This window comes from Enterococcus sp. MSG3290 (assembly GCF_050555565.1).
Classification (GTDB): domain Bacteria; phylum Bacillota; class Bacilli; order Lactobacillales; family Enterococcaceae; genus Enterococcus_B; species Enterococcus_B faecium.
In genome coordinates, this window is sequence record NZ_CP187862.1 from 2,606,647 (window position 1) to 2,624,725 (window position 18,079).

An 18,079-nucleotide genomic window follows, 5' to 3' on the forward strand; every position below is an offset into this window, starting at 1 on the left:
TCAATATGTTTGAAATTTTAATGATTTTTTTTATTTACCTTATTTCTCTGAATATCGCTGCTTTTCTGGGAGTCGGTATTTTATCCCTTTTCTTTCAATTCAAAAAACGAAGCATAGGGAGTCAACGGGAAAAATGGTCGCAGTATTTTGACAAAATCGGGCCAAAAGGGCTGGTTACACGCTTGCACATTAGTTACATGGTTGCATTATGCTTATTAGCGACAATCAATTACTATTCTTTTTTCGATCATTCAATCGCTTATACGATTACGCTACTGATTGCTGGGATTTTTCACTTATCTTATAAATATCAGCTGAATAAAAACCACTTGAATCGGACTTTCCGCTAAAAAATATCCGTACGATAAGTAGAGTGCCTTGAAGATCGGCAAAAAACTGCCGGACTTTTTAGAGCGTGGGACAAAAGTAAAGAAAAACTTTTGTCCCACGCTCTAAACATGTATAAACGGCGGGAGCAGAAGCAACTCCTTCGGAAATAAGCTGAAATTCACAAAAATTTGAAAAGCAATTTTCGTGAATTTCTTCTTATTTCTTGGAGTTAAACGCTTCTGTCCCAGCCTCTTCCCATATAAACGGCGTTCGCCTACCAGCTGCCTGGTAAATCTGTTTCCTCTTCGTTAAGAAGCGAAAATCCGTCAAATGTTTCGCCATCATAATAACGAAGCAGCTCATCCATGGACAAGTTCATCGTTTTTTCTTTTTCTTCTTCCGCTGATTCAGCCAGTAGCTGTTCCCGATACACCTGATACATACCAGCTATTTTTTGCTGCATCGCTTTTCTAGTTTCGCCTTCCGCATTGATTATTGGCAATTCTTTGATATAGCCACGATAAATCAACCGATCATCTGAAAATTCAATGGGTAATTCAACGAGTGTCAACCCGACTTCCTGAAAATATTCTTCCAGCATCTATTATCCCCCCATTCTTTTTCTTAAATGAATTTTAGCTTACCTACTGAAAATTTTCCAGTTTCATTATTTTGAGAAAAAAAGGGAATGTGACAAAAATCGTGTCACATCCCCTTTTTCCGAATAAATGGTGTTCAATCAGCTGTCCTTCGGTATTAGCTCAAAAAACGGCAAAATATGAGGAACTATTTTTCCGTTTGTTTCTCTAATACTCAGGACAAAACGCTGATTTTACAACCTCCTGATAAACGGTGTTCAAAAGCCAGTTTCTCGGTATTAAGCCAAATTTATGCAAAAATGTGGAAAGCCACTTTCACAAAATTTTTCTTAATACTCGAAACTAAGCGACTTTTTCACAACCTCCTGATAAACGGTGTTCAAAAGCTTGCATCTGCGGTAATAAGCCCAACCAAACGAAAAATATGAGAAGCTATTTTTGTTTGGCTGTTCTTATGACTTGATGCAGGACAGCTTTTTCACAACCTCTGATTTCTTATTCTTCTTCATTTGTAGCAAAATAATTACGGTGATAAATGATACAACATACACTGATAAGAACAATGGCACCTGCAAAATAAAACGCATAGCTTTCACCAATATGTTCACCAATCACACCTGCAATAAATGGTGCTAAAGCTCCACCGAAAAAGCGGACAAAACTATAGCTGGAAGAAGCAACATTTCGTTGCAGACCTGGTATTTCCATAGCAATCGTCGTCAACAGTGTATTGATAATTCCTTGGAAAAATCCTGCTAACACAATGCTGATCGGTACAAGGACTGGCATAGAAGTTCCAGCTCCTAATAACAGCAAACAAATAATGAATAAGACAAATGCAGCTAAAATCGTCCGATAAGTCGTAAACTTCCGCTCAAGAGCCGGTGCAACGAAAATCGAAGCAATAGCCAGAAGCACACCCCAGCCAAAAAATACAAAACCGACTTCTAATTCAGAATAGCCAATCAATAAAAATGGCGCATACGCAAGTAAAGTAAAGAATCCGAAATTATATAACAATGCGATTAGTCCAACTGAACGAAGTTTATGATTGCTTAACGCTTTGACACCTTCCCAAAGGCCTACTTTTCTCTTTGGTTTCTCAGTTTCAGGTAAAAGTACCGCTAGGGCTATAAAACCGCAAAACATCAAAAATGCTACCCCAAAAAATGGATAACGCCATGAACCACTGCCCAAGACCCCACCGACTAGAGGGCCAACAGCCATTCCGCAGCCAAGTGCTGCTTCATACATCATGATTGCTTTTTCTGTGTTACCAACTAAAATACTGACGATCGTTGCTAAAGCAGTAGAGACAAATAAAGCATTCCCGACACCCCAGCCGGCACGTAACCCAATCAGCATTCCGATATTCCCAGATAATCCGCCAAGACCAGCGAATACAACGATGATAAACAATCCTGTCATCAATGTTTTTTTCAAACCGATCCGACTAGATAAGAAACCTGTAAATAGCATCACCACACCAGTGACTAACATATAACTAGTAAATAACAGGGTCGTTTCAGCTGGCGTAGCGTTTAACTGTGCAGCAATCGTTTTTAAGATTGGGTCTACTAGACCCACTCCCATAAAAGCGATCATACAGGTAGCTGCTACAACTAGCGCTGAACTTTTCCCCTTTGTTTCTTCATTTGTTTGTTCTTGTATATCTATTTGATTCTCCAATATTTCCATCCCTTTCTCTCTATTAGCATCATACATGATTTATTTTACATGTCAATATGCACATGTAAAACGTGGAAACTTTACTGTGATATAATAAAGAAAATAAGACGAGAGGTAGGATTTTTATGAATACTTTAGCCTATATATTATTATGCGTGCTTTTATCCAAACCACGTTCTGGGTATGAATTGAAGCAGCTGATCACAATTTTTTGGGAAGCCCATCACAGTCAGATCTATACAACGCTTGCCAAGTTAGACCAGCAGGGTTATGTGACCGTTTTGGACAAAGACGAGCACTCTCAAAAAAAGATCTACCACTTGACTGATGAAGGACGTGCTCTTGTAGAGGAATGGATCAAAGAGGAAACTCCCGCTCCTACGCAAAAAGATGAATTTCTAGCAAAAATCTATGCTTTTTCGACGCTCGATAAAACAACAGCTACTGGACTGCTATTCACTAGAGAACAACAGCTGAACAAAATCATGCAAAAAAATCAAAAAAAATTGAATGACCTCTCGCTAGACAAGAAACAAGAATTTGGACGTTACGTTGTAATCCAGCGCCGAATCATGCTTTGTCAGCAGGAACTCCAATGGTGTCAGCAAGTAAGAGAACAAATGCAGCAGTTTTTTGAGTAAGGGATAAACAGAACCTTTCTAGAAATATCTATTGAAGAGCAAATTATCTTCAATAAAAGAGCAATACAGTTGGAAAAGAAAAAGCGATCCGAACGACAGGCCAAAACCTATCGTTCGGATCACTATTTTTCTAGAACTGCATTCAAGAGACTATGACAAAAAGCATGCCAAGGCCTTTTTTCAAATAACAGTGTTCCATCATTCATTACTTTGAATTGCTTTTAGCACACTTCTTGAAAGCGGGCCAACGATGATCAACTGCAACGGTAAAGCAGCAATCACATTCATTTTCCAAGCATTCATATAAGCAGAGAATAATTGATCAGGTATTCCTTGTTCCATGATCACACCGAATAAAGACATACATGTCACCATTCCTAAAACCATCAAGCATGAAATAGTTAAGATCATTTGGACCTTGCTTTCTGGATTTACTGGTAGTTTAAAGGCAATTTTTTTCGCCAGCACACCGATGATGAAGACATCCAAAATGAAAGCCACCACGAATCCAGGCACTAGACCAATCAACAAACTTGATAAATGAAGATCTTGATGCAGCCATAAATTATACGCGCTCATCCCCAAGACCATCAAAAAACACATCATTGTTGTAAAAATTATTCCTTCTTTTTTATTTGTAGGCAATCTGTACCACTCCTTTAAATTTGTCACGAAAATCATCGTAGCACATTTAAAAATTTCTCGTAAGTACTTTTTTTATTTTCTGCCCTTTTATTTCATAAACTTCATCAGCCGTACGCTCGACAAAGTAAGAATCATGAGAAGTAAACAAAATCGTTCCCGGATATATTTGTATCAGCTTCTCTAAAGCTTCGATCGTTGCCATATCAATAAAATTAGTCGGTTCATCTAACAGCAACACATTACTTGGCTTAGTAAAAAGCAAAGCAATCGTCAGACGGGTCGCTTCTCCCCCACTTAATGTACATAACGGTTTCGTCAGAGTTTCCTGAGCAAACCCTAAGTGATTCAGCAAACTACGGACAAGCGATTCTGAAAACTCTGTTTGTCTCATGACAAAACGAATGATGGATTCTTCAGATGTCATTTGATAACCCTTTTGCTGATATACTTGAAAGCTTACTTTCGGAGAGAGAAGGATTCCTTCTCCTTGTTTGCGGATATGTTCTAATAAGGTTGTCTTACCTGAACCATTTTCACCGACAATCGCGATTTTTTTACCTAAAGAAAACTGAAAATCACCATTTACCAGTAATGTTCTCCCACTTCTTTCCAGTTGGACATTTTGTCCCATGATGGGATAGCGGCTGTGGAGTTCAAGAGATTTTGGTACTGGAAAACGGATTTGTTTCATCTGCTGCGGCTTGGTTGTTTCTCCTATTTTTTGGAGTTTTCTCTCTAACGTTTTCGCATTCTTTTGGATGGCTTTTTGTACACTGTCTTTTTGTTTAGAGGAAGACAACCGATCCGGTCTGATTTGTTGCTTTTTCTTTTTACTGGACACTTTTTCCAACTTTTCCGCTTGTCTTTTCTTTTCTTGGATCGATTTTTCCAATCGTTTTTTCTCTTTCATGATCGACTCTGCTTCTCGTAGCTGAGTCTTTTTCTCCAATTCCTTTTGAGTGAGATAGGCACTATAATTCCCCGAAAACTCTCGGATTTCTCCGTCTTTTACTTCCCAGATTTTCGTTGCCAGCTCATCTAGAAAATAGCGATCATGACTAACAAAAATCAGCGTACCATAATAATAACGAAGCTCTTCAATCAGTCGTTCAATACTTTTTCTATCTAGATGGGTTGTTGGCTCGTCTAGAAGCATCCCTTGTTCATAAGAAGAAAGAAGACGTATCAACTCGATCTTTCGTTCTTCCCCTCCGCTCCATTTCCGCTCTGAAGTTTCTTCCAGTCTTAACTGGAAATGACTGGCTAATTCCAAATTTAGGTCCTTTGCTTCAGCGAGATAGGTTAATTGAGGCAGGTAGTTGAAGGTGATCTCTGTTTGGATTTTCCCATGATCGGGAAAAAGTTCACCGGCTATTAGTTTGAGCAAAGTCGATTTACCGACACCATTTTCTCCTATGATCCCTATACGATCTTGCTGATAGACACGAAGAGAATCAATAGATAGTTCTAGCTGGTTGCCAAAGCTGACTTGTAGATTTGTTATATTTACTGCTAAATTTTCCATATGTTTTACACTCCTATTTCATGTAAAACAACAATTATCGATACTAAAAAAGAGCAGAAAAATCTGTTTGCAAAAAAACTGCATCACATCTTTTCCTACTCTGAACGAAATAACTATGACTAAATCACCAAATCTGTCATAGCTTTCACCTATTCTACTGTCGTTCGAAAAAATGGACATACTCCATCCATGAAATTGTTGTTTATACATGTCTTTTGAATTTATTTAGTTGTTATTCAAAAGTTCGAAACGTAATTTCATCGATGCAGTCATTTTTCCGACCTCCTTTTTTATTAGGTTACCACACACGATTCAAAAAAAGCAATAGCTACTGAATAGTAACTGAAAACCTTTTATTCGAACGTAGTGATCTTTTCTGGTGCTAAACGAACAGACTCGTAACCTTCTTCTACCGCTTTTCCTATTGATAAAATAATAACTGGAACATAACGGTCTTTATCCAAACCAAATGCCTCTGCCAACTGATCTGCTTCGAATCCACCAATTGGATTTGTTTCATAGCCATGATCACGCGCAACTAACATGAATTGCATAGCCGCTAAGCTAGAATCGACTTTGACTACATCGTTCATTTCTTCTCTTGAAAAACTCTTGTAATAAGGAATGATCGCAGCTAATTGTTGATCTCTGACTTCTTTTGGCATCTTCCCTGATTCGTAAGCTTGGTTATAGATTTCTTCGCCATATTCGTAACATTGCATATCGCCAAAAATCATGACCATTGCAGAAGAAGTATCATTTTGTCTCGTATTGAAACGGATCAAAGGACGCAAGATTTCTTTTGCTTCCTCGCTTTCAGCGACCACAAAGCGCCATGGTTGCATATTGACAGAAGAAGGTGCAGTCGTCGCTTCTTTGATCATTTCCAGCATTTCTTCGTGTGAGATTTTGTATGTTTCATCATATACGCGAACGGATCTTCTACCAGTCATAATTGTTGAAAAATCATTTTTTTGTTCCATTATTATTAACCTCTTTCGTTTCTGTTGTTATATTGCAAAGTTGGGTATTCAATTTATCTAAAAGTGTTAGAAATTGTTTCATTTCTACATCGCTGAAAGCCGGGGATAGCACAGAACCTGTATCTTTATGGTCCATTTCACAATGCTCGATTTTCTTCTGGGCTTTTTCTGTTAGCGCTACATACACTTCCCGGTTGTTCTGAGGATTTCTCTGACGCGAAACATAGCCATTTGCTTCCAATACCTTCAGATGACGAGTAACTGCTCCTTGATCAATCTGCAACTTTTCTTGCAAACTGCTTTGTAGCAATGGATTTTCTTCTTTCAGTCTCATCATGATCTCGTATCTAGTAAGACTTATACCGATATTTTCTTCAAAGATCTGGACGATTTTTTGATCGGCTAATTTGATTTGATATAAAAGGTGACTAATCTCTTCTAAAGACATAATTTCCTCCTCTCTAATAATTGACTCGTCAACGATTGACTTGTCAATAATAGAATAAAAAAAGAAAAAAGTCAAAGAATCAGCTGTGTAATAAAAAAAACGCTCTCAATAGAAAAGTATAGAGAAAAGAAATTTTTTGTAGAATGAACGGAAAAAATGATAAAGAAAGCACAACGCTAAAACCAAGATTATTGATTCCTATCAAACTATAGAAGATAGCTCTTCTGCAGTAGAAAATTTTACACCGCCAAAAATTTCCGAAATCGCCTTTTGCAAGAATCCCGTCGAATATTAGAAATTAGATCAGTATGCTTAAACGGTAATAAAAAAGTTATGACAAGATGTTGTCACAACCTTTTTTGAGTAAACGGTGTTCAAAAACTTGCATCTGCGGTAATAAGTTCAACCAAACAAAAAACATGAAAATCTGTTTTTGTTTGGCTGTTCTTACTACTTGATGCAGGGCAGCTTTTTCACAACCTCTGATACACGGTGTTCAATCAGCTGTCCCTCGGTATTAGCTCAAAAAACGGCAAAATATGAAGAACTATTTTTTCGTTTGTTTCTCTAATACTCAGGTCAGGACGCTGATTTCACAAAAATTTGAAAAGCAATTTCGTAAATTCCTTCTTATTTCTTGAAGCTGACCACTTCTGTCACAACCTCTTTTTAATAACCATAAAATCCTATTCCTTCATATCTCCAGCCCATCGGTGTTAGCCAATCTCTTTCCTTAGCACTCAAGGTATAGTGATGGGTACCAGTTTTTTCATTTGGATTAAATAGTCGATAAATTGGCTTGGAACCACCAGAATAAAAACTTAGACCTTCATAACGCCAACCGATTTTTGTTAAAGAGTTGATCTCAGATTGTGCCATTGTGTAATGATGGTCTCCACTGTAAGGATTGTATAAACGGTAGACAGGTTGTCCGCTGTTTGGTGCTTGCCAAGCAATCCCTTCATATTCCCAGCCTACAGTTGGCAGATAATTTTTTTCTCCGGCATTCAATGTATATAAATGTTCTCCTGTATGACGGTTATACAGACGATACATCGGAGAAGTTGAAGTTGGTGCTGTATCATACTGTGTCAGATTATAGGTTTCGATTACATTGTTCAATGTAGAACCATAATTAGGCGCAGTGGCATAACGACCTGTTAGCCAAGCCGTAGCATCTTTGTAAGAGTTCGTATTGCTTTTCCATGCACCGGAATAGTAGTAAACGCCTGGCTGAAAAGAAGTCGTCTTCAATACCGTTACGTTATCTTGCAATGATTCTTTGTACGAAGGATATTTTCTAAAAGCGGCATTCACCGTAATCCATTGCCCATTCACATATTCCGAAGTAGGCATCGTAACAGATTGGCCATTATAGCTTCCTTTAATCCCAAATAGATTGTAATTAGGGGCAGAAGCCAAAGTACTGTTCCCCCAGCCACTTTCAACGATGGCTTGAGCAATCATGACTGATGCATATAAGTCATTGGCACTTGCCAAACTTTGTGCAGTTGAGGCAATACTATCAATGAACGCTTGTTGAGAATTAGCAGATGAGCGAGCATAAAAAGCATAGCCAGTATAGTTTTCGAATTCAGACAAATCTGCTTGATGGGTATGTGTCAATGTTTGCCCATCTGTCAATTGGTTCGTGATTTCTTCTGCATTCTCTGGATTGTTCTGAGCTTCTGCTGATGTACTGTCTTCGGTTTGTGTTTGTTCTGTTGTTTCAGTTGTTGGTTCTTCGGTTGAAATTGTATTTTCTGAGACAGTAGCTGACTGCAAAGTACTCTCTGTATCGTTTTCAATTCCTGTTTCTGAAGAACTCGATGTCTGAGTTGCGACAGTTTCTGTCGATTCTTCAGCTAGCACTGTTGTGTTGGCAACTGCTAGATTTCCTAAAAGAATAACGCTAAATAATAAATTCTTTGCTTTCATCTTTTTTCTCCTTTGAATTATGAAACTTTTCCTAAATAACAGTGTAACTAAAAAAGTAAAAGCAAGTCAATGTCCATATTTAAATAACATTTGTTTCTTTTTGATAAATTTGCTTTTTCTGCATAAAAAGACGTAAATGAAGAATATTCTTCTCCATTCACGCCTTAAATTGATGGTCGTTTGAATAACTATTTAACAAGTAATTCTCTCTGGATATTATCCGTTATGGATTATACTTCCTGTGTCGTCGGACGGATAATCATGTTGCTGACAGACATCCGGTCTGGCGTTTCTATCGCAAATGCTACAGCAGAAGCTATATCTTCAGATGTTAATCCCCATTCTTTTTGCGCTTCATGAAGTTCAAGAGCAGCCTTTTTGTCGCTGATGGTTTGATATAATTCAGTTTGAACAGCTCCTGGAGAGATGATCGTAGATTTGATGTTATTTTGCCGTTGCTCTTGACGTAATCCTTCCATAATTGCACGGACAGCAAATTTTGTTCCGCAATAAACGGCGGAATCAGGATAAACAACATGTCCCGCCACAGAATCAGTTGAAATGATATGCCCAGATTTTTGTTTTTCCATGATTGGAAGTACGGCGGAAATTCCATTTAACACACCCATGATGTTGATATCAAGCATATTTTGCCATTCATCACGGTGACCTTCAACTAATGGAGCGGTTGGCATGATTCCTGCATTATTGTACAATACATCGATTCGACCGAACTTTTCCATCGCTAAATCGATAACTGCTTGGACTTGTGCAAAATCTCTTACATCTGCTGTTTGAATATATAGCTCAGCTTCTGGTAAAGATTCTTTTATTGCTTTTAGGCGATCTTCTCGGCGTGCAGCTATAACTAGTTTAGCCCCTTTTTCTGCTAATAGCTTCGTTGTTGCTTCACCGATTCCGCTTGAAGCGCCCATGATGACAATCACTTTTTCTGATAAATCATTCATTCTATTCTCCTCCTGTTTTGAAAAATCTCTTGCTTATACTCACTATCTCTTATTTCATCTTACTGTTCAAATAATCCGTTCGACAGGTTTGACGATTTTGGCAGGGATTCCTGCAACGATGGTATTGTCTGGGACATCTTTCGTAACAGTTGCATTCGCTGCAACAATGGCATTCTCGCCAATCGTTACGCCTGGCAGAATAGTTGCTCCTGCTCCGATCCAAGCATTTTTCTTGATGTGGATTGGCTTTACTGACAAGCCTCTTCGTTCTTTTGGATCGGTTAGATGGTTCACCGTGATGAGGTTGACACGAGGACCAATCAATACTGAATCTTCTAAACAGATGCCACCTAAGTCAACGAACATCGCTTGACGATTGATAAAGACATTTTTCCCTATACTAATATGTTTGCCGAAATCTGTATAAAAAGGCAGCAGAACAGTCACCGTATCATCTACTTTGTCACTAATGATATTTTCTAGCCGTTTGCGGATATCTGCTGGTTCATGGTACCCAGTATTCAGCGCTGCTAAAGGCTCTTCGTTTTCAGCTTGGATCTGATGGATCACTTCAAAGAGCGGATCCGTTACTCGAATCTCTTTATTGACGATTTGTTTTTCGATGAGGCTTGTCATTTTGCTCCCTCCTTTTATCCTTACTTTATAACGGACGACTTATGATGTCTAATACTTATAAAACATACTTAACTATTCCTTTTAACTATACTTAGTGGTATGCTTTTTAAAAACAGGAGGGAAAAAATGGATATTCGTATACTGACGTATTTTTTAGCAGTAGCTAGAGAAAAAAATATCAGCCGAGCAGCAAAATCTCTGCATATCACGCAACCTACTCTCTCAAAACAACTGAAAGATTTAGAAGAAGAACTTGGTGTGACACTTTTCACTCGAGGCTCCCGAGAGATACAGTTGACGGATTCTGGTCGATATCTTTATTCAAAAGGAAAAGAAATCTTGTCGTTGGTAGAAAAAACGGCGAACAATTTAACAAATGACGCAATCATCTCTGGAGAAATCTACATTGGCGGAGGCGAAACTAAAGCAATCTCTTTCATTTCTGATAGCCTTCATTCGTTGATCAAGGCGCATCCTGATATCCAGTTTCATTTATATAGCGGGAATGCAGATGATATCATAGACAAACTGGATAGCGGATTACTTGATTTTGGACTCGTAATCGAACCGACAAACAAACAAAAATACCAGTCATTTCGACTGCCAGCCCAAGATCGTTGGGGACTTTTGATACATCGGAATCATCCTTTAGCAAAGCAAACCGTCATCCATCCGCAGGAATTGAAAACTGTTCCTTTGATCATTTCCCGGCAAACGTCAGTGGACAGTCAACTAGCTGAATGGCTAGGTTTCAGCATAGATCAGTTATCGATCGTCGGAACATATAACTTATTGTACAATGCTTCTTTGATGGCCGATAACGGGACTTTTGGTGCATTAGCTCTAGATGGGATCATCAATACTTATGGGACGGAAAAAATATTTATCCCACTCGATCCGCCATTACAAGCTTCACTGAATCTCATTTGGAAAAAAGACCAGCCTCTTTCTCCTGCTGCTCGTAAATTTTTAGATGTCCTAACGGAGAAATACAGTTAAGTAGAGTTTTTTTCCTTCGCTTTCAGCTTTTTAACAACGAATAAGATAAGCAAAAGATCCAACGATTAAATAACATAAGTTTCTTAATTTGTTCCTTCCTTTTATTTCTGATAATTCCAGTAAATTACTATAATTATAAAAAAAGAATTGACAAAACATAACTGTCTATATAAAATTGATTACGTTAACAGTAATTCGTTTCATGTGACTAGATCATACTAGGCATGAAAAATCTCTGAGGAACATGGTTTCCCTAGGAGGTTTTTCGTGTCTATTTTTGTTTGGCCGCAATCAACTGGTCTAGCAAACGTGAAAACCAAATCTTCAAAAAGGGTGCGCGCATGAAAATCAAAAAGATCTTTAATCAAAATGCAGTATTGGTAGATGACGGTGGACAGGAAAAAGTAGCTATTGGAAAAGGGATTGGATTTGACAGAAAAAGAAATGATTTGATTTTTGATCGTGATGTCGAACGGATATTTGTCATGGAACCAGAAGGTCAAATCAAGTTGCAAAATTTACTTAATCAGATCGATGAACGCTTTTTATTTGCAGCAGAAACGATCATTGATCATGCGGAAACTGTTTTGATGGAAAAGTTGAATGAACATGTATTGATCGCTTTGACCGACCACATTGCTTTTTCTGCGGAGAACATCAATAACGGTATCGTCATCCGCAACAAACTTTTAAGAGAAATCGAAGTGCTTTACAGTGATGAATTCAGTATTGCTCAATGGGCAGTAGAGTATCTGACAAAAGAGCTTGGGATTCCATATACTTATGACGAAGCAGGATATATCGCAATCCATATTCACAGCGGACGAAGCGGTCGGAACAATAACCATCGCAGTATCCGTGAAGTGACGATTGTATCTGACATCATCCATTTAGTGGAATCAGAATTGGAAACAGATATCCATTCAGAACCATTTTCACTGAATTATTCAAGACTGGTGAATCATTTACGACTGCTTCTACAACGAACCCATGCGCAACAATATGCTGTTTTAGACACGGAAATCGTAGAAATGGTCAAACGAAAATACCCAGAAAGCTATAAGATTTCTAAAAAAATCCGTGTGTTGCTGACCAAAGAATACCAGCTCGCGATCACGAAAGAAGAACTGGGTTACTTGGCCATCCATATCGAGCGTTTAAGAAGCGCAATCGTACAAACAAATGTTAACAATCATGAGGAGGAAAAAAATTGAAAGCATATCTACAACGAATGGGACGTTCCCTTCAACTTCCAGTTGCGGTCTTACCTGCTGCTGCTCTACTAGTAGGGATCGGAAACTGGTGGGCATCTTATAGTAACGACATTGTCGCTCATTTTTTACAAGCTGGCGGTAACGCAGTTTTAGGTCAATTACCTTTGCTGTTTGCCGTTGGGTTAGCACTAGGGATGTCAGTGGACAAATCAGGTGCTGCTGCCTTGGCAGGTTTGGTCGCATTTGAAGTTCCAGTAAATGTTTTAAAAACTGATTCAGTAGCTACTTTATTGAATATCAAACCAGAATCAGTTGATCCATCTTTTGCTCAGATCAGTAACGTATTTATTGGTATTATTGCCGGATTGATTGCGGCAGCTCTTTATAATCGTTTCCACGAAGCAAAATTACCGATGGCTTTATCTTTCTTTAGCGGCAAGCGTCTAGTGCCAATCTTGGCTGCCTTTGTCATGCTGCTGATCAGTGCAGTGCTACTGCTCGTATGGCCTCCGGTTTACTCTGCTTTAGTTTCTTTTGCTAAATTCATTTTGAGTTTAGGCTGGGGTGGTGCAGGTCTTTATGGCTTCTTCAACCGTTTACTGATCCCTACAGGATTGCATCAAGCAATGAACTCCGTGTTCTGGTTTGACGTAGCAGGAATCAATGATATTGGTAAATTTTTGGCTTCTGAAGGAACAAAAGGCGTAACAGGAATGTATCAAGCTGGATTTTTCCCAATCATGATGTTCGGGCTTCCAGCAGGAGCATATGCTATTTACAGAAATGCACGTCCAGAAAACAAAGCAAAAACAGCTTCCTTGATGTTAGCAGCAGCTTTTGCTTCATTCTTTACTGGTGTAACAGAACCACTTGAATTCTCATTTATGTTCGTTGCTTGGCCATTATATGTCTTGCATGCAATTTTCACTGGGATTTCTTTAGCAGTGAGTGCATTCTTCCATTGGACAGCAGGATTTGCCTTTAGTGCCGGATTTGTCGATTACTTCCTATCTTTGAAAAATCCGATTGCGAATCAGCCATTGATGTTGATCGTCCAAGGATTAGTAACAGCAGTGATTTACTACTTTGGCTTTAACTTTGCTATCAAAAAATTCCATCTGATGACTCCTGGCCGCGAGGAAGCAGATCTTTCAGATGACGATACTGCAACGACTAATTCAGACAATAAATATGCGGCACAAGCAAACAAAATCTACGCTGCATTAGGCGGAGCCGACAATGTAACTTCGATCGATAACTGTACTACACGCCTTCGTTTGCAAGTCAAAGATACAGGCCTGATCGATCAAAATAAAATCAAAGCCACTGGCGTACCTGGTATGAAGATCATCGACGGAAAAAATGCGCAAGTCATCGTAGGTACAGAAGTACAATTCGTTGCAGATGAGATGGCAAAACTACATGGTGGTTCTGCAGCACGACCTGCACAAACAAACACCGTGGTTAAAACAGAAACATTTGCCGGTGGAACGATCGAACAAGATATTTACGCTATCGCAAATGGGAAACTGATTCCAATCACTGAAGTTTCAGATGATGTATTCGCGGAAAAAATGATGGGTGACGGCTATGCTGTATTACCAGAAAATGGAGAAATCTTCTCTCCAATCGCTGGTACGATCACAAACATTTTCCCAACGAAACATGCTGTCGGAATCCAAACAGATGCTGGTATCGAAGTCTTGCTTCATATGGGCATCAACACTGTTGACTTAAAAGGTGAACCATTCACTTTATATGTAGAAGAAGGTCAAAAAGTCGCAAGAGGTCAATTGATTGCTTTAGTTGATCTTGCCGCTATTCAATCTGCAGGCAAAAACACGGATATGGTCGTTGTATTCACAAATGGCGACAAAGTCCAAAGCTTAGAAATCGAACCCGCACGTGATGTAAAAGCAAATGATAAAATCGGCTCTGTTTCCAACAAAGCCTGAGCCATCGTCTTCCCCAGACTTTTTTATCGATAAACAAACAGGAGCTGAGACAAAAATCTTGTCTCAGCTCCTGTTTCCGAATAAAAACGGCGTTCTCCTGCCAACTCCGCGGTAATAAGTCCAGCCAAACGAAACATATGAAGAGCTATTTTTTATTTGACTCTTCTTATTACTTGATGCAGAACAGCTTTTTCACAAAATTTTTCTTCATACTCAAAACTAATCGGCTTTTTCACAACCTCTTTATACATTATTCCTGATCCAATATTTCTTTTAATGCTGCTTCAAGAGAAGTTAATGGTTTTCCCAATACTTTTTCTAAATCATCAGAGGAAATAGCTAACTGATCCTTTTTAATATCATGTTGGATCGCTAAAAACATGTCAGCTGCTTCTTGAGGGAATCCGGCTTCTTTTAGATTTTCGACAAACGCTGCATCACTTGCTTCAATAATTTCTAACTTTTTACCTGTCGCACGCTCTAATGCCTTGGCTAATTCTTCATAGTCAGTTAGATTGCCGGATAATTCTAAGATTTCTGGAGAGTCACTTTCTACTAGTACTTTTGCTGCAGCTTCTGCATATTCACGTTTCAATGCCCAACCTGTTTTTCCATTTCCTGCAGCATAAACGAATTGACCAGTTTTTAAAGCCTGCCCAATGATAGGTAATTCATTCTCTACATACCAATTATTCCGTAAAAATGTATGGGAAATACCTGAATCCTTAATCATTTTTTCAGTGAATTGGTGATCTGGCGCTAATACACTGATCGAGTGATCGGCATCTGCAAAACTTGTATAAGCGATATAAGATACCCCAGCTGCTTGTGCTGCCTTCACTACATTCTCATGTTCGGCTTGGCGATTTCCTGGAACGCCAGAGACAAAAAGCAATCGATCTATTCCTTTCAACGCTTCTTTCATTGAGTCTAAATCATCATAATCACCAATACGTATATTAAATCCAGCTTCTTTCAGTGCTTCTCCTTTTTCTTCACTACGTACTAGAACATAGATTTCATTTTGTGGAACCATCTTTTTTAAGAATTCCAGCGCATAACCACCAAAACCTCCAGTTGCTCCTGTTACTAAATAATGCATATTTGCCACTCCCTATTCTTTTTATTTGTTAAGATTTACAGCTGTACATTTATAAATTACACCTTTATCATAAAGAGTGTGGTAAGATAAGTCAAGCAAAAAAAATGAAAGGATGACAACTGATGAAGTATTCTCTGCAATTTAGTGATGCAATCCATGTACTTGCCTATATTGAAATGTTTCAAGATACCCGATCACTTTCTAGTGAGATGATTGCCAGTAGTATCGAAACAAATGCAGCAAATGTACGTAAAATCATGAGTCAGCTCAAAAAATCCGGTTTGATCTTTACAAAAACCGGAAAACCGCAGCCTTCCCTTGCCAAAAGTCCAGATCAGATTTCTTTACTAGATGTCTATCGCAGCATCGAAGGTAATACACAGCTTATCCAAGTCGATCCAAAAACAAATCCAAATTGCGTCGTTGGTGCGAATATCCAAGAAGCTTTAGAAGAAAGCTACGCTCGGCTGCAGAAAAAGGCAGAAGAAGAAATGGCTAAGATCACACTTGATAGTCTGATACATAAAATAGCCGTTTTGGAAAAAGAAAAAAGACCAGAAAACACAGGCCTCGTAGAGAGATTTTTATAATTCTCTCTACTGTGCCTGCATTTTTCTGATCGGAATCGTCTACATAAATTCTTTTATTCTCCGGGGGACAAAAGCCTTGTCATGCCCCTTTTTCCTCTCTAATGCTCAGGTCAAAGCGCTGAAGTCATGACGTCTTGATAAACGGTGTTCAAGTAGCTGACCCTCGGCATTAGTTCTGAAAAATGCAAAATATGGAAAGCTATTTCCCCTTTTTCCTCTCTAATGCTCAGGTCAAAGCGCTACTTTCACGACCTCTATATTATCATGGTTTGTTGACTACCGGTATCCAGATTTCTCCAATGTATTTCCCATCGATAACACCCATTTCGACGACAGCATTCGGTCCCCCAACATAGGCGTAATCTTCTACTTCTCTTAAAACATGTCCAAAGGCCGTATTCGTCAAATCGTTCCTTAGTTCTTCAGGCGACTCCGATGAAGCGCTTACGACGAGATACGTTCCTTTTGGAAATGGGATGATTCGCGTAGTGTTTGGAACATCCTGACTCGTTTGAACACCGACATAGTACATCATTTTCCCGTTATAGGGTTCGTTGACTGTAAAGAAATAATGATTTTCAGCAGCTTGTTTCAATGCATCTATTGTTCCATTACCGATAACTTTTTGCTCAAATGCTTGTTTCTCTGCAGCCAAACCGACAAAATCCGTATTGCTGCTCTTCAATTCCACACCAATACCCGTCACCGTAAAATCTGGTTTTTCTTCGATCCTATACTTTGCCATTTCTCCCACCCTTTCTATTATATTAAGTTCATCTTACATAAAATTAAAGGGAAATGACACGATTACGCTCTTTTTTCTAGGGATATTTTTATTTTTTAACTATTTTTTTGCTTTCACTGCAATCCAAATCTCACTGTAAACATTACTGAAATCCTCTCCCCATTTTGTAAAAGAGATCTCGGGAGCTTCGACTAACTCATAATCTGAAGAAGGAAGCCATTCTGCATAGATTTTCCCCCAAGTATCTTGTAAAGTTTGGGGAAATGGCCCTTTATTAGGAAAAATGGCCCAAGTGTGTTCTTCTATAGCAAGCATTTCTAAATCAGCGTACGAATTTTCTTTTGTCGTAGCAAAGCCAATCATGTGCATCAAACTGCCCTTTTCTTCCAAGCGGTCTCCATCAAATCCATAAGAAACGTTGATTACTTGATTTGGATATAAATCTCCTAACTTATGCATCTCTTCCCTTTGAGTCTCCGTGATCGTCTGCGCTAACTTTTGTATTTCTTGATTGACTCCTTCAAATTTGACAGGAACTTTTTTCGCCACACCTGCCACATAAAACTGTTCTTTCTTTTCGATACGAAATTCCATCGATTTTCCTCCTCTGACATCAATAAAAAATGTCAAGCGTGGAAAAGATTTTTGTATGCCGTATCTGCTGATTTCTGAAGGCAGATATCCTGACCAATCACGAAAAGCTCTTGAAAAACCTTCGACTGTTTCATATCCATATCTAAACGCCGTTTCTGTCACTCTTGATCCATCTAGAAGATCGCGATTAGCCAAAGCCAATCTACGGTTTTTGATATAGTCCATTAGCGACATCCCTGCAATAAACGTAAAGATGCGTTTTAATTGATATTCAGAGATTCCTGTATTTTCGGCTATTATTTTATAGGAAAGTCCTTCTGTCAAATGTTCTTCGATGTAATCGATCAATTGGTTCAGATCTTTAAGCATATTTATCTTCCTCCTTGCTTGCCTTTTTATCATATTATCAAAGAAAGTCAATTACTTGATGAATCAGGAACCAATTTAGTCAGATGTAGAAAATGTTGTATGGATCTAA

Annotated in this window: 18 protein-coding genes; 6 read left to right on the forward strand and 12 right to left on the reverse strand. The window is 38.6% G+C overall.

Features of this window, described 5'->3' with window-relative positions; translation table 11 throughout:
* Nucleotides 1–5 precede the first annotated feature (5 nt).
* Entirely contained in the window at nt 6–350 is a 345-nt protein-coding gene (locus tag IGL31_RS12620) for a hypothetical protein (RefSeq protein ID WP_002307733.1), read from the forward strand.
* Nucleotides 351–604: 254 nt separating this feature from the next.
* On the opposite strand, the gene IGL31_RS12625 is transcribed toward IGL31_RS12620, so the two are convergent.
* Both IGL31_RS12625 and IGL31_RS12630 read right to left on the reverse strand, forming a co-directional pair.
* On the reverse strand, nt 605–931 hold the full coding sequence (locus tag IGL31_RS12625; protein ID WP_002287453.1) for a hypothetical protein: 327 nt from the start codon (nt 929–931) through the stop codon (nt 605–607).
* Nucleotides 932–1,424: 493 nt separating this feature from the next.
* Entirely contained in the window at nt 1,425–2,627 is a 1,203-nt protein-coding gene (locus IGL31_RS12630; RefSeq protein ID WP_002296013.1) for an MFS transporter, read from the reverse strand.
* 116 nt (nt 2,628–2,743) lie between these two features.
* On the opposite strand from IGL31_RS12630, the gene IGL31_RS12635 reads away from it, so the two are divergent.
* Entirely contained in the window at nt 2,744–3,259 is a 516-nt protein-coding gene (locus IGL31_RS12635; RefSeq protein WP_002287456.1) for a PadR family transcriptional regulator, read from the forward strand.
* A gap of 198 nt (nt 3,260–3,457) precedes the next feature.
* On the opposite strand, the gene IGL31_RS12640 is transcribed toward IGL31_RS12635, so the two are convergent.
* The 7 genes from IGL31_RS12640 to IGL31_RS12670 form a co-directional block, all read right to left on the reverse strand.
* Nucleotides 3,458–3,904, reverse strand: a complete 447-nt coding sequence (locus IGL31_RS12640) for a DUF2798 domain-containing protein (RefSeq protein WP_002287457.1) — start codon at nt 3,902–3,904, stop codon at nt 3,458–3,460.
* Between the two features lie 46 nt (nt 3,905–3,950).
* Nucleotides 3,951–5,429, reverse strand: a complete 1,479-nt coding sequence (gene msr(C) / locus IGL31_RS12645) for an ABC-F type ribosomal protection protein Msr(C) (RefSeq protein ID WP_086299978.1) — start codon at nt 5,427–5,429, stop codon at nt 3,951–3,953.
* A gap of 353 nt (nt 5,430–5,782) precedes the next feature.
* On the reverse strand, nt 5,783–6,412 hold the full coding sequence (locus tag IGL31_RS12650; protein WP_086299977.1) for a nitroreductase family protein: 630 nt from the start codon (nt 6,410–6,412) through the stop codon (nt 5,783–5,785).
* On the reverse strand, nt 6,396–6,860 hold the full coding sequence (locus IGL31_RS12655) for a MarR family winged helix-turn-helix transcriptional regulator (protein ID WP_002287461.1): 465 nt from the start codon (nt 6,858–6,860) through the stop codon (nt 6,396–6,398). The genes IGL31_RS12650 and IGL31_RS12655 overlap by 17 nt, the downstream gene beginning before the upstream one ends.
* Nucleotides 6,861–7,529: 669 nt before the next feature.
* Nucleotides 7,530–8,798 (reverse strand): glycoside hydrolase family 73 protein, encoded by a 1,269-nt coding sequence (locus IGL31_RS12660; RefSeq protein ID WP_002287463.1) that lies wholly within the window; start codon nt 8,796–8,798, stop codon nt 7,530–7,532.
* Nucleotides 8,799–9,028: 230 nt separating this feature from the next.
* Complete coding sequence (locus IGL31_RS12665) at nt 9,029–9,766, reverse strand: SDR family oxidoreductase (RefSeq protein WP_002287466.1); 738 nt, start codon at nt 9,764–9,766, stop codon at nt 9,029–9,031.
* A 66-nt stretch (nt 9,767–9,832) separates the two neighbouring features.
* On the reverse strand, nt 9,833–10,402 hold the full coding sequence (locus IGL31_RS12670) for a DapH/DapD/GlmU-related protein (protein ID WP_002325512.1): 570 nt from the start codon (nt 10,400–10,402) through the stop codon (nt 9,833–9,835).
* A gap of 126 nt (nt 10,403–10,528) precedes the next feature.
* Between IGL31_RS12670 and IGL31_RS12675 the strand changes: the two genes are divergently transcribed.
* The 3 genes from IGL31_RS12675 (at nt 10,529) to nagE (ending at nt 14,570) form a co-directional block, all read left to right on the forward strand.
* Nucleotides 10,529–11,401: a LysR family transcriptional regulator gene (locus tag IGL31_RS12675; RefSeq protein ID WP_086299976.1), complete on the forward strand. Its 873-nt coding sequence runs from the start codon at nt 10,529–10,531 to the stop codon at nt 11,399–11,401.
* A gap of 341 nt (nt 11,402–11,742) precedes the next feature.
* Entirely contained in the window at nt 11,743–12,615 is an 873-nt protein-coding gene (locus IGL31_RS12680) for a PRD domain-containing protein (RefSeq protein WP_002287471.1), read from the forward strand.
* On the forward strand, nt 12,612–14,570 hold the full coding sequence (gene nagE / locus IGL31_RS12685; protein WP_086299975.1) for an N-acetylglucosamine-specific PTS transporter subunit IIBC: 1,959 nt from the start codon (nt 12,612–12,614) through the stop codon (nt 14,568–14,570). The genes IGL31_RS12680 and nagE overlap by 4 nt, the downstream gene beginning before the upstream one ends.
* 250 nt (nt 14,571–14,820) lie before the next feature.
* Here nagE and IGL31_RS12690 read toward each other — a convergent pair whose 3' ends face one another.
* Entirely contained in the window at nt 14,821–15,672 is an 852-nt protein-coding gene (locus IGL31_RS12690) for an SDR family oxidoreductase (protein WP_086299974.1), read from the reverse strand.
* Between the two features lie 122 nt (nt 15,673–15,794).
* On the opposite strand from IGL31_RS12690, the gene IGL31_RS12695 reads away from it, so the two are divergent.
* Complete coding sequence (locus IGL31_RS12695; protein WP_002287477.1) at nt 15,795–16,262, forward strand: Rrf2 family transcriptional regulator; 468 nt, start codon at nt 15,795–15,797, stop codon at nt 16,260–16,262.
* 262 nt (nt 16,263–16,524) lie between these two features.
* Here IGL31_RS12695 and IGL31_RS12700 read toward each other — a convergent pair whose 3' ends face one another.
* Together IGL31_RS12700 and IGL31_RS12705 are read right to left on the reverse strand one after the other, a co-directional pair.
* Nucleotides 16,525–17,007, reverse strand: coding sequence for a GyrI-like domain-containing protein (locus IGL31_RS12700; protein ID WP_086299973.1), 483 nt, complete (start codon nt 17,005–17,007; stop codon nt 16,525–16,527).
* 99 nt (nt 17,008–17,106) lie between these two features.
* Nucleotides 17,107–17,970: an AraC family transcriptional regulator gene (locus IGL31_RS12705; RefSeq protein ID WP_086299972.1), complete on the reverse strand. Its 864-nt coding sequence runs from the start codon at nt 17,968–17,970 to the stop codon at nt 17,107–17,109.
* Between the last annotated feature and the right edge of the window lie 109 nt (nt 17,971–18,079).

Coding starts and splice junctions, on each gene's coding strand:
- IGL31_RS12700 (WP_086299973.1), bottom strand. CDS start 17,007: ATGGCAAAGTATAGGATCGAAGAAAAACCAGATTTTACGGTGACGGGT.
- IGL31_RS12705 (WP_086299972.1), bottom strand. CDS start 17,970: ATGCTTAAAGATCTGAACCAATTGATCGATTACATCGAAGAACATTTG.
- IGL31_RS12635 (WP_002287456.1), top strand. CDS start 2,744: ATGAATACTTTAGCCTATATATTATTATGCGTGCTTTTATCCAAACCA.
- IGL31_RS12665 (WP_002287466.1), bottom strand. CDS start 9,766: ATGAATGATTTATCAGAAAAAGTGATTGTCATCATGGGCGCTTCAAGC.
- IGL31_RS12675 (WP_086299976.1), top strand. CDS start 10,529: ATGGATATTCGTATACTGACGTATTTTTTAGCAGTAGCTAGAGAAAAA.
- IGL31_RS12690 (WP_086299974.1), bottom strand. CDS start 15,672: ATGCATTATTTAGTAACAGGAGCAACTGGAGGTTTTGGTGGTTATGCG.
- IGL31_RS12680 (WP_002287471.1), top strand. CDS start 11,743: ATGAAAATCAAAAAGATCTTTAATCAAAATGCAGTATTGGTAGATGAC.
- IGL31_RS12695 (WP_002287477.1), top strand. CDS start 15,795: ATGAAGTATTCTCTGCAATTTAGTGATGCAATCCATGTACTTGCCTAT.
- IGL31_RS12670 (WP_002325512.1), bottom strand. CDS start 10,402: ATGACAAGCCTCATCGAAAAACAAATCGTCAATAAAGAGATTCGAGTA.
- IGL31_RS12650 (WP_086299977.1), bottom strand. CDS start 6,412: ATGGAACAAAAAAATGATTTTTCAACAATTATGACTGGTAGAAGATCC.
- IGL31_RS12655 (WP_002287461.1), bottom strand. CDS start 6,860: ATGTCTTTAGAAGAGATTAGTCACCTTTTATATCAAATCAAATTAGCC.
- IGL31_RS12630 (WP_002296013.1), bottom strand. CDS start 2,627: ATGGAAATATTGGAGAATCAAATAGATATACAAGAACAAACAAATGAA.
- IGL31_RS12620 (WP_002307733.1), top strand. CDS start 6: ATGTTTGAAATTTTAATGATTTTTTTTATTTACCTTATTTCTCTGAAT.
- IGL31_RS12625 (WP_002287453.1), bottom strand. CDS start 931: ATGCTGGAAGAATATTTTCAGGAAGTCGGGTTGACACTCGTTGAATTA.
- IGL31_RS12660 (WP_002287463.1), bottom strand. CDS start 8,798: ATGAAAGCAAAGAATTTATTATTTAGCGTTATTCTTTTAGGAAATCTA.